Consider the following 8,885-nt stretch of genomic DNA (forward strand, 5'->3'; position numbering starts at 1 on the left):
CCCGGCCGGCACGGTGTTGTCGTCGACGTCGCTGGCGACCACGCCGTTCATCAGCAGCCCGGTGACCGCTTCGTCGAGGTCACCGCCGGCCAGCGTCAGCCCCGGGCCGGATGACAACGTCATCGGCTCTGCCATCTGACGCTGGGCCACCCCGGTCAGACACGCCGTGCGCAGCGCCGCCGTCGCCGACTCCAGTCCGACCTCGCGTTCGGCTTGCACCGCTAGCGCATACCGTGACGTCACGGCCGACAGCCCGGTGTTGTCGCCTTGGGGCATGCCCAGTGTCGATTGGTCCGTCGGTGCGCTCATGTCCTGCAGGCCGGCCAGGTCGACGACGACGGTGTTGGTCTCCGGGCAGTAGGCCACCGGGTTGGGGTGGTGGCCGCTGGGGCACTTGCCCGACGTGGCCAGCGCCGGCGGACGGGACAAGCCGAAGATCTGCCCCAGTTGCTCCATCAGCGTCGCCAACACCTGCGCGTCGATGGTCAGGTCGCTCTGCGGGTTCTCCGAATCGAACAGCGAGCGCGGCAGATTCCCGCGGCGCTTGCGGATCTCGCCCGTGTCGATCTTGGCGCACATCTCGGCGCCGCCGTCGAAGCCGGTCTGGAACGCGCCGACCCGATCCAGGGCGGTGCCGTGCTCGTCGGAGATCGATATCGGATTGTCGGAAGTCGACACCGGGTCGCGGATCACGATCAGCCCGGCCAGCACATGGTTGAGTCCGTCGGCGGTGCTCAACTGGGTGCGCGACGAGTTGCCGGCGGCCACCCACTGCAGATACACCCCGGCGAAGCAGTCGGCTTGTTGTTCGCGCACCAGGGTTCGGGTAAACGGGTGGACGATGCCGGCCATGTGTTGCAGGGCATGCCCGTACTCGTGGGCCAGGGTGCCGTTGATTGCCATGTCGCCGAAGTACTTTCGGGCGGTCGGCAAGAACTTGGCCCGATCCCATGCCATGGTGTCCATCCGCCGGCAGTACATCGCGTTCGGCAGGTGGTAGACGTCGCCACCGCACACCGGAGGGCCGTTCGGGTCGGTGGAGGAATACGACATCAGCGTCGACACCGGCGTGAAGTGTCCGCTCAGCGACTGCCCATAGTGCTGGGCCCAGAAGTCCTCGATGTCGTCGATCGCCAGCAGTGACAACCGGTCGATCTGTCCGCCGTCGCTGTTGACCACCCGCGGGGTCACTGGCGGCGGGTCGCCCCGTGGGCCGCTGGGGCCTTCCGAAACCGGCAAACCCCCGACTCGGCCCGGGTCATACAGCATTGCCATCGCACGCCCGGCCACCACCGTCGGGGTGCTGTCCGCGCAGCCCGCCAACGCCAGCAGCAGGCAGGCCACACCGAAAAGCGTTCTGGCGGTTACGCCGACACCCGACATCATCACCTGCTCAGAAACGCGACGATCCCGTTGGTGACGGCCGCGGCGTAGCGGGCACGCCCATCGGGGCTGCCCAGCAACGCCGCGTCATCGGCGTTGCGCATGTTGCCCAGTTCGACCAGCACAGCGGGGTACTCAGCCAGGTTCAGCCCGGCCAGATCCGCCCGGCCGTAGAGCCCGTCGGCGCCGAGGTAGCTGGATTCGGGGATGCCCGCGGCCGCCAGCGAGTCCCGGATGGCACCGGCCAGCCGCACCGCCGGCCCGGACTGGGCGTCGTTGAGCGGCGGGGTGGAGTAGTTGACGTGAAAGCCGCGGCCCGACACCGGCCCGCCGTCGGCGTGGATCGACACGATGGCATCCGGGCGAGCGGCGTTGGCGGCGGCGGCCCGCGCATCGATGCACGGGCCCACCGAGGTGTCGTCGGCCCGGGAGAGTTCGGTGTGCACGCCCAGCTGGTCCAGGGCCGCGCGGATCCGGTTGGTCACATCCCAGTTCAGGCTGTGCTCGGGGTAGCCGTCGTCGGCGCTGGTTCCGCTGGTCTGACACGGCTTGGTGCCGCCGCGTCCGTTGGGCACCTGCCGGGATATCGAGGAATCGTTGGCGCCGCTGTGTCCCGGATCCAGAAACACCGTCTTGCCGGCGACATCGGCGTCGGCGGATGCGGTGGGCGCACCGGTGGTCGTCGCCCCGAAGCACGCGATGAAGGCGACACAGACAATGGTCCGGCGACGCACCGCCAAAGACTAGCAAGCATGCGGGGGCCGGCCGGGGTGTAATGGATCGATGCAGCTGATGTCGCCGACCGATTCGGTCTTCCTGCTGGCCGAAACCCGCGAGCACCCCATGCATGTCGGCGGCCTGATGCTCTTCGAGCCGCCGGAGGGCGCCGGTCTGGAATTCGTCGGCGAGATCTACCAGGGCTTGCTGGGCGCCCGTGATCTGCAGCCCGCGTTCCGGAAACGCCCGGCCACCCTGTTGGGCGGAATCGCAAGTGTGGGGTGGGCCTTCGACGACGAGGTCGACATCGAGTACCACATGCGCCGTTCGGCGCTGCCGGTTCCGGGCCGGGTACGCGACCTGCTGGAGTTGACGTCGCTGCTGCACGGCAGCCTGCTCGATCGGCACCGCCCGCTGTGGGAGGCGCACCTGGTGGAGGGTCTTAGCGACGGCCGATTCGCGGTGTACGTCAAGATCCACCACAGCTTGATCGACGGTGTCTCGCTGCTGCGGCTGCTGCGCCGCACCTTGTCGATCGACCCGCGCGAGGCCGAACTGCGCACCCCGTGGTCGCTGGCGCCGCCGTCGCGGCCGCGTCCCGCTGCGCCGTCCCGGTTGCGAGAGCTGACCGGAATGGTCAAAGGCGTTGCGGCCCTGGGCCCTTCGACGGTGAAGCTGGCACGTGCCGCCCTGCTCGAACAACAGCTGACCCTGCCGTTCGAAGCGCCGCGCACCATGTTCAACGTCAAGATCGGCGGTGCGCGCCGGTGCGCGGCGCAGTCCTGGCCGGTGGAGCGCGTCATTGCGATCAAGCGGGCCGCCGGGGTGACCGTCAACGATGTGGTGCTGGCGATGTGCGCCGGGGCGCTGCGGGCCTACCTGGAGGAACAACACGCCCTGCCGGAGCAGCCGCTGGTGGCGATGGTTCCGGTGAGCCTGCGCAACGAAGCCGACGCCGATTCCGGCGGCAACATGGTCGGCACCATCTTGTGCAATCTGGCCACCGACCTGAAGGATCCGGCGCAGCGGCTGGAGACCATCAGTGAGTCGATGTGCCGTAACAAGAAGGTGTTTTCCGAGTTGCCCCGCGCCCAGGCGCTGGCCCTATCGGCGGCCAACATGGCGCCGTTGGCCCTGGCGGCGATTCCGGGCTTCGTGTCGGCGGCGCCTCCGCCGTTCAACATCGTCATCTCCAACGTCCCCGGCCCGGCCGAGCCGCTGTACTGGCGCGGCGCGCGCCTGGACGGCAACTACCCGCTGTCTATCGCCCTGGACGGGCAGGCGCTGAACATGACCGTGGTCAGCAACGCCGGCAATCTCGACTTCGGGCTGGTCGGCTGCCGTCGCTCGGTTCCGCACCTGCAGCGCCTGCTGGGGCACCTGGACACCTCGCTGGAAGACCTGGAACGCGCTGTGGGTGCGTGAGTCGTGGCCAAGCGCAGCGCCGGGTTATTGCTGTACCGGTCGGGCGCCGACGACGCCGTCGAGGTGCTGATCGTCCATCCTGGCGGCCCGTTCTGGGCGCGCAAGGACGACGGGGCGTGGTCGATCCCCAAGGGCGAGCAACCCGACGGCGAGGACCCGTGGCTCACCGCGCGACGGGAATTCGTCGAGGAGATCGGCCTGGATCCGCCTGACGGCGAGCGCCTGGATCTCGGTGTGGTGCGACAGGCGGGCGGAAAGCTGGTCACGGTGTTCGCCGTGCACGGCGACCTCGACGTCACCGACGCCCGCAGCAACACCTTCGAACTGGAGTGGCCGCCGCGGTCGGGAAAACGGCAGGAGTTTCCCGAGGTGGACCGGGTCGGCTGGTTCGCCCTGGAGCAGGCGCGGATCAAGCTGCTGGCCGGGCAGCGGCCCGTGCTGGACCGGCTGGCGGAGTACCTGAAGACCAGGCCCTAAGTCGGCGGGGTGTTGCGTTGCTGCTGCAGCTGCGCCAGCCCGCCCACGATCATCCGGGCCAGCGCGCCGGCGCCCGTCGCGTTCGGCGTGCGCTCGACCGGCACCGCCGGGGCATGCCATTCGGCCAACGCCTCCAGGTTGCCGTCGAGGAATTGCTGCCGGCATTCGCCCCGCCGGATCTTGCCGCTCGAGGTGGTAGGCAGCCGCATCGCCGGTACCAGCAACACATCGTGCGCCTCAAGGCCGTGCTGCTCGCTGACCGCCGCCCGGATCCCGTCGATGATGCCGGCGAGTTCCGGCTCGGTGACCCGGTGCTGATGGTCGACTTCCTGCACGACAACCAGGTGGCTGTCGGCGTTCGGCTTCGATTGCACCGCGAAGACCGCGCCGCGGTCTGCCAGCAACGCCGGATGGCACGCCTGCACCGTCGGTTCGATGTTGTTCGGGTAGTAGTTGCTGTCGTGCAGGGTGAGCAGGTCGCTCCACCGCCCGGTGACGAATACCTCGCCCCGGCATAGGAAACCCAGGTCCCCGGTGCGCAGGAACGGGCCTTCGCCGGTGCCGGCGAGGAAGCCTGCGAAGGTGTGCGCGTTCTCTTTCGGGCGTGCCCAGTAGCCCTGCGCCACGCTGGGCCCGGACACCCAGATCTCACCGACCTCGTCGGGTCCGAGTTGGCGGCGGGTCTCCGGATCGACGATCACGACCCGCTGGCCGTATACCGGTGGACCGCAGCTGACCAGGGGGACGGCCGTGGCATCGGCAGTGACGTCGACGGCCCGATTCTGGGCCAGTGCGTCGCGGTCGACGTACCGGACGCCGGCGACGGCAGGACCGGAGTCTCCGGAGACCAAGAGCGTGGCCTCGGCCAACCCATAGGCCGGGCGAAACGCCTGCAGCCGGAACCCCGCCGGGGCGAACGCCTCGGCGAACTCCTGCATCGTCGACGCGTGCACCTGCTCGGAACTGATGGCGGCGGTGGACCAGCGCGACAGATCCAACGCCGCACGCTGGGCGGCGGTGCTGTGTTTGACACACAGCCGGTATGCGGCGTTGGGAGCTGCTGTCGTGGTGGCGCGGTGCGCCGACATCGCTTCCAGCCACAGCAGGGGGCGCTGGAAGAAGGCGATCGGCGACATCAACACGGTGCTGCAGCCGACATAGATCATCTCCAGCACGCCGCCGATGAGTCCCATGTCGTGCTGCTGCGGCAGGAAGTAGACGCTCTTGGCGTTCTCGTCGCCGCGCCACGCTCGCCGGATGGCCTCCAGATTGTGCATGAGGTTGTCGTGTGTCAGCACGACACCCTTGGGCGATTTCGTTGAGCCGGAGGTGTATTGGAGCAGGGCGGTGGCGCTCGGATCGGCGTCGGGCGGTGTCCAGTCATCGGGGTCGCCGGCCCGGTCGCTGGCACACCATTGCAGGGTCGACATGCCCGGCACGTCGGCGGCCAGCGCCTGCAGCTGGGTCCGGGTGTCGGAGGTCGCGACCGCGAAGGCGGCCTGCGCATCGGGGGCGACCAGCTTCAGCCGGGCCAGCGGGGTGTCCACCGGCACCGCAACAGCGCCGGCGTAGAAGCAGCCGAACAGGCTGGCGATGCTGTCCAGACCCGGGCGGCAGATCACCAGCACCCGCTGCCCGGCCGCGCCCTGATGTTGCAGAGCGGACGCAATGGCGCGCGCCTTGGTGTCGAGCTCCCGATAGCTCAGGCGGGCGGTGACCTTCTTACCGTCCGGGGCGAAACTGAACGCGATCTTGTCGCCGAACCGGTCGGCCTGCAGCCGCAGCAACTCCACCAGGCTGCGCACTGGTGGTGTGGGCTGCTCCGGCATCCACACACCATAATCGGTTCACTCAGGGGTGGCGCCTGGCCTCCGGGTGCCCCTCGCACCACTGCTCGGGCGGCACCTGCGCGCGGACGTCGGCGATGTGCTCGCCGCAGCCGTCCCAGGTGGTCTTGCCGCAAACCCGGCACGGTACGGGGTAGCACATCAGCGAATCCTTTCAGGCGGTGCGCAACGCAACAGCCAGGGTATCGATGACGGTGCGGATCTTCTCGGTTACCTCGTCGGCGATCGGTGCCAGCGCGGGATTGTCGACGACTTGGGCCATCAGCTGGGGGTTCATCGCCTCGACGAGCACCGTCTCGCGGTGTTGCGGGTCTTCGCGGACCACGACGTTGCACGGCAGCAGCACACCGATGCGCTTGTCGGCTGTCACCGCGCGGTGCGCCAACGGCGGGTTACAGGCGCCAAGGATCAGGTAGCGCTCCATCTCCTCGCCGAGCTTGGCGCGCAGTGTCGCCTGCATGTCGATCTCGGTCAGTACACCGAAACCGTTGTCCTTCAGCAACTCTCGCGTCTTCGCGGTTACCGTGTCGAAGTCGACGCCGGACACCGCGGTACTCATCGCAACGGACATGAGGCCTCCTTTATTGTCGTGCCTGCAGTCTACCTGATACCCCGGTGGGTATATACCAACGCGGTATCGTCACCTCATGCAGACCCTGCGTACCCCCGACGACAGGTTCGTCAACCTCCCCGATTTCGGTTACCCGCCCCGGTTCTGCGACCTCGATGACCTGGACGAGGACGAGCCCGGCGGCACGCTGCGGGTGGCCTGGGTGCAGGACGGTCCCGAAGATGCCGACCCGATCCTTATGCTGCACGGCGAGCCGTCGTGGTCGTATCTGTACCGCAAGATGATCCCGATTCTGGTCGAGGCCGGCCACCGGGTCATCTGCCCGGACCTGGTCGGATTCGGTCGCTCGGACAAGCCGACGCGCGCGCAGGACCACACCTATGCCCGCCATGTCGAGTGGATGCGGGCGCTGGCGTTCGACGTCTTGGGCCTGCAGCGGGTGACCATGGTCGGCCAGGACTGGGGCGGGCTGATCGGGCTGCGGCTGGTCGCCGAGAACCCGGATCGGTTCAGCCGGGTCGTCGTGGCCAACACCGGCCTGCCCACCGGGGACATCCCGATGCCGCAGATCTGGTGGCGCTTCCGGGAAGCGATCCAGACGGCACCGACGATCGACGTCGGATGGTTCGTGCAGTCCGGGTGCCGCAAGCCGATGGGCGAAGCGGTGCGGGCCGGGTACGACGCGCCGTTTCCCGACGACAGCTATTGCGTCGGTCCGCGGGCCATGCCGTCGCTGATCCCGACCACCCCCGAGGATCCCGCCGCCCCGGCCAACCGGGCGGCGTGGGCCACGCTGTGCGCCTCGCAGATTCCCATGCTGGTCGCGTTCAGTGACGGCGACCCGATCACCGGCGCGATGGCCCCGATCTTTCAGCGCGAGATGGCCGGTGCCCACGGTCGGGCGCACCCGGTGATCCACGACGCCGGCCACTTTCTGCAGGAGGACGCCGGCGAGGAGTTGGCCCGCCACATCGTGGAGTTCCTGCGCCGCTGAGCGGCCGGCGCAGACCAGCCGGCGCCGGGACCATACGGCGAGTTGCCCGGCTACGAGCGACAACACCCCCCGCGCACACGCGACCTAACACGTGTTGTCGCGCAAAGCCGGGCAACACACACATCTCCCGCCGGCCGTGGCGTCTGTGACAGATGGGGCCGCAGCATCCATCATGGACACCATGGACCTGCCCGTCACACCTCCGGTGGATCCGATGCTCGCCAAAGCGGCCGCCAAGGTTCCGGAGGAGTCCGGTTGTTGGTCCTACGAACCCAAATGGGACGGCTTTCGCGCCATCGTCTTTCGCGACGGCGACGACGTGCTGCTGCAATCGCGCAACGGCAAACCACTGGGCCGCTACTTTCCGGAACTGCTGGACGCGCTACGCGCCGAGGTCGCCCCGCGCTGCGTCCTCGACGGGGAGGTGGTCGTGCCGCGGCAGATCGGCGGACGCACCCGGCTGGACTGGGAGTCGCTGAGCCAGCGGATCCATCCCGCGCAGAGCCGGGTGCGGATGCTGGCCGAGCAGACCCCGGCGCAGTTCATCGGCTTCGACGCGCTGGCCACCGGAGATGCATCGTTGCTCACCGAGCCGTTCCGGGTGCGTCGGGAGGCGCTGGCAGAGCTGATCACCGGCGGTCCCAGTTGTCACGTCACCCGCGCCACCGCCGACCCCGAGCAGGCCACGCACTGGCTCACCACATTCGAAGGTGCCGGGCTCGACGGGGTGGTGGCCAAGCGCACCGACGGTCCATATCTGCCCGGCAAGCGCGAGATGGTCAAGGTCAAACACCGCCGCGACGCCGACTGCGTGGTCATGGGCTACCGCATCCACAAGAGCGGCGCCGGCATCGGCTCGCTGCTGCTGGGCCTGTACCGCCCCGACGGCGAGCTGGCCATGGTCGGCGGCGCGGCGTCGTTCACCGACGCCGACCGGCTGGCCCTGTTGCAAGAGCTGGAACCCCTGCGCCTCGGCGACGTCCGCGAGGGCGAGGCGAGCCGGTGGAACTCGGCGGCCGACAAACAGTGGGTCCCGATCCGCCCGGAGCGCGTCGCCGAGGTCGCCTACGACCAGATGGAGGGCGACCGCTTCCGCCACACCGTGAAGCTGCTGCGGTGGCGCCCCGACCGCGACCCGGCCAGTTGCACCTTCGACCAGCTCGACGTCCCCCTCAACTACGAACTCGCCGACGTGCTGGAGTCCTGACATGGGAACGGCCGAGGAGTTGGACGTCGACGGCACGGCCGTCCGGTTCACCAGCGGCGACAAGGTGTACTTTCCCCGGCTCGGCGCGGCCGGCACCAAGCGAGCGCTGGCCGACTACTACCTGGCGGTGGCCAGCGGGCCGTTGTTGCCGACGCTGACCGACCGGCCCACCCACCTGCAGCGGTTCCCGGACGGCATCGAAGGTGCCGAGGTCTACCAGAAGCGGCTGCCGCGTGGGCATCCCGACGATCTGGCGTCCTGCCG

General features: G+C 68.9%; 9 protein-coding genes and 1 pseudogene. 5 read left to right on the forward strand and 5 right to left on the reverse strand.

Features of this window, described 5'->3' with window-relative positions; all coding sequences use genetic code 11:
• Both A5694_RS00125 and A5694_RS00130 read right to left on the reverse strand, forming a co-directional pair.
• Positions 1–1,383: neutral zinc metallopeptidase (locus A5694_RS00125; protein ID WP_234787885.1), on the reverse strand; the 1,383-nt coding region annotated here is incomplete at its 3' end.
• A gap of 2 nt (positions 1,384–1,385) precedes the next feature.
• Positions 1,386–2,084, reverse strand: a complete 699-nt coding sequence (locus A5694_RS00130; protein WP_234786318.1) for an Rv3717 family N-acetylmuramoyl-L-alanine amidase — start codon at positions 2,082–2,084, stop codon at positions 1,386–1,388.
• An 82-nt stretch (positions 2,085–2,166) separates the two neighbouring features.
• Between A5694_RS00130 and A5694_RS00135 the strand changes: the two genes are divergently transcribed.
• Together A5694_RS00135 and A5694_RS00140 are read left to right on the forward strand one after the other, a co-directional pair.
• Positions 2,167–3,525, forward strand: coding sequence for a WS/DGAT/MGAT family O-acyltransferase (locus A5694_RS00135; RefSeq protein WP_064919840.1), 1,359 nt, complete (start codon positions 2,167–2,169; stop codon positions 3,523–3,525).
• Positions 3,526–3,528: 3 nt separating this feature from the next.
• Complete coding sequence (locus A5694_RS00140; RefSeq protein ID WP_064919841.1) at positions 3,529–4,002, forward strand: NUDIX domain-containing protein; 474 nt, start codon at positions 3,529–3,531, stop codon at positions 4,000–4,002.
• On the opposite strand, the gene A5694_RS00145 is transcribed toward A5694_RS00140, so the two are convergent.
• Genes A5694_RS00145 through A5694_RS00150 form a run of 3 tightly spaced genes read right to left on the reverse strand, consistent with a single transcriptional unit; the run spans position 3,999 to position 6,420 of the window.
• A complete protein-coding gene (locus A5694_RS00145) occupies positions 3,999–5,831 on the reverse strand; it encodes a fatty acyl-AMP ligase (RefSeq protein WP_064919842.1) in 1,833 nt (610 codons plus the stop codon). The genes A5694_RS00140 and A5694_RS00145 overlap by 4 nt on opposite strands.
• A gap of 22 nt (positions 5,832–5,853) precedes the next feature.
• Entirely contained in the window at positions 5,854–5,991 is a 138-nt protein-coding gene (locus tag A5694_RS23825; protein ID WP_165604277.1) for a hypothetical protein, read from the reverse strand.
• 12 nt (positions 5,992–6,003) lie between these two features.
• Positions 6,004–6,420 (reverse strand): DUF302 domain-containing protein, encoded by a 417-nt coding sequence (locus A5694_RS00150; RefSeq protein ID WP_064919843.1) that lies wholly within the window; start codon positions 6,418–6,420, stop codon positions 6,004–6,006.
• A 76-nt stretch (positions 6,421–6,496) separates the two neighbouring features.
• Here A5694_RS00150 and A5694_RS00155 point away from each other — a divergent pair, with 76 nt between their 5' ends.
• The 3 genes and pseudogenes from A5694_RS00155 to A5694_RS00165 all read left to right on the forward strand — a co-directional run.
• Positions 6,497–7,414 carry a haloalkane dehalogenase gene (locus tag A5694_RS00155; RefSeq protein WP_064919844.1) on the forward strand — a complete coding sequence of 306 codons (918 nt, stop codon included), beginning with the start codon at positions 6,497–6,499 and terminating at the stop codon, positions 7,412–7,414.
• Between the two features lie 172 nt (positions 7,415–7,586).
• A complete protein-coding gene (locus A5694_RS00160; protein ID WP_064919845.1) occupies positions 7,587–8,621 on the forward strand; it encodes an ATP-dependent DNA ligase in 1,035 nt (344 codons plus the stop codon).
• A 1-nt stretch (position 8,622) separates the two neighbouring features.
• Positions 8,623–8,885 (forward strand): annotated as a pseudogene (locus tag A5694_RS00165) (ATP-dependent DNA ligase); the annotation flags it as partial.

This window comes from Mycolicibacter sinensis, assembly GCF_001667945.1.
In the GTDB taxonomy this organism is placed as follows: Bacteria; Actinomycetota; Actinomycetes; order Mycobacteriales; family Mycobacteriaceae; genus Mycobacterium; species Mycobacterium sinense_B.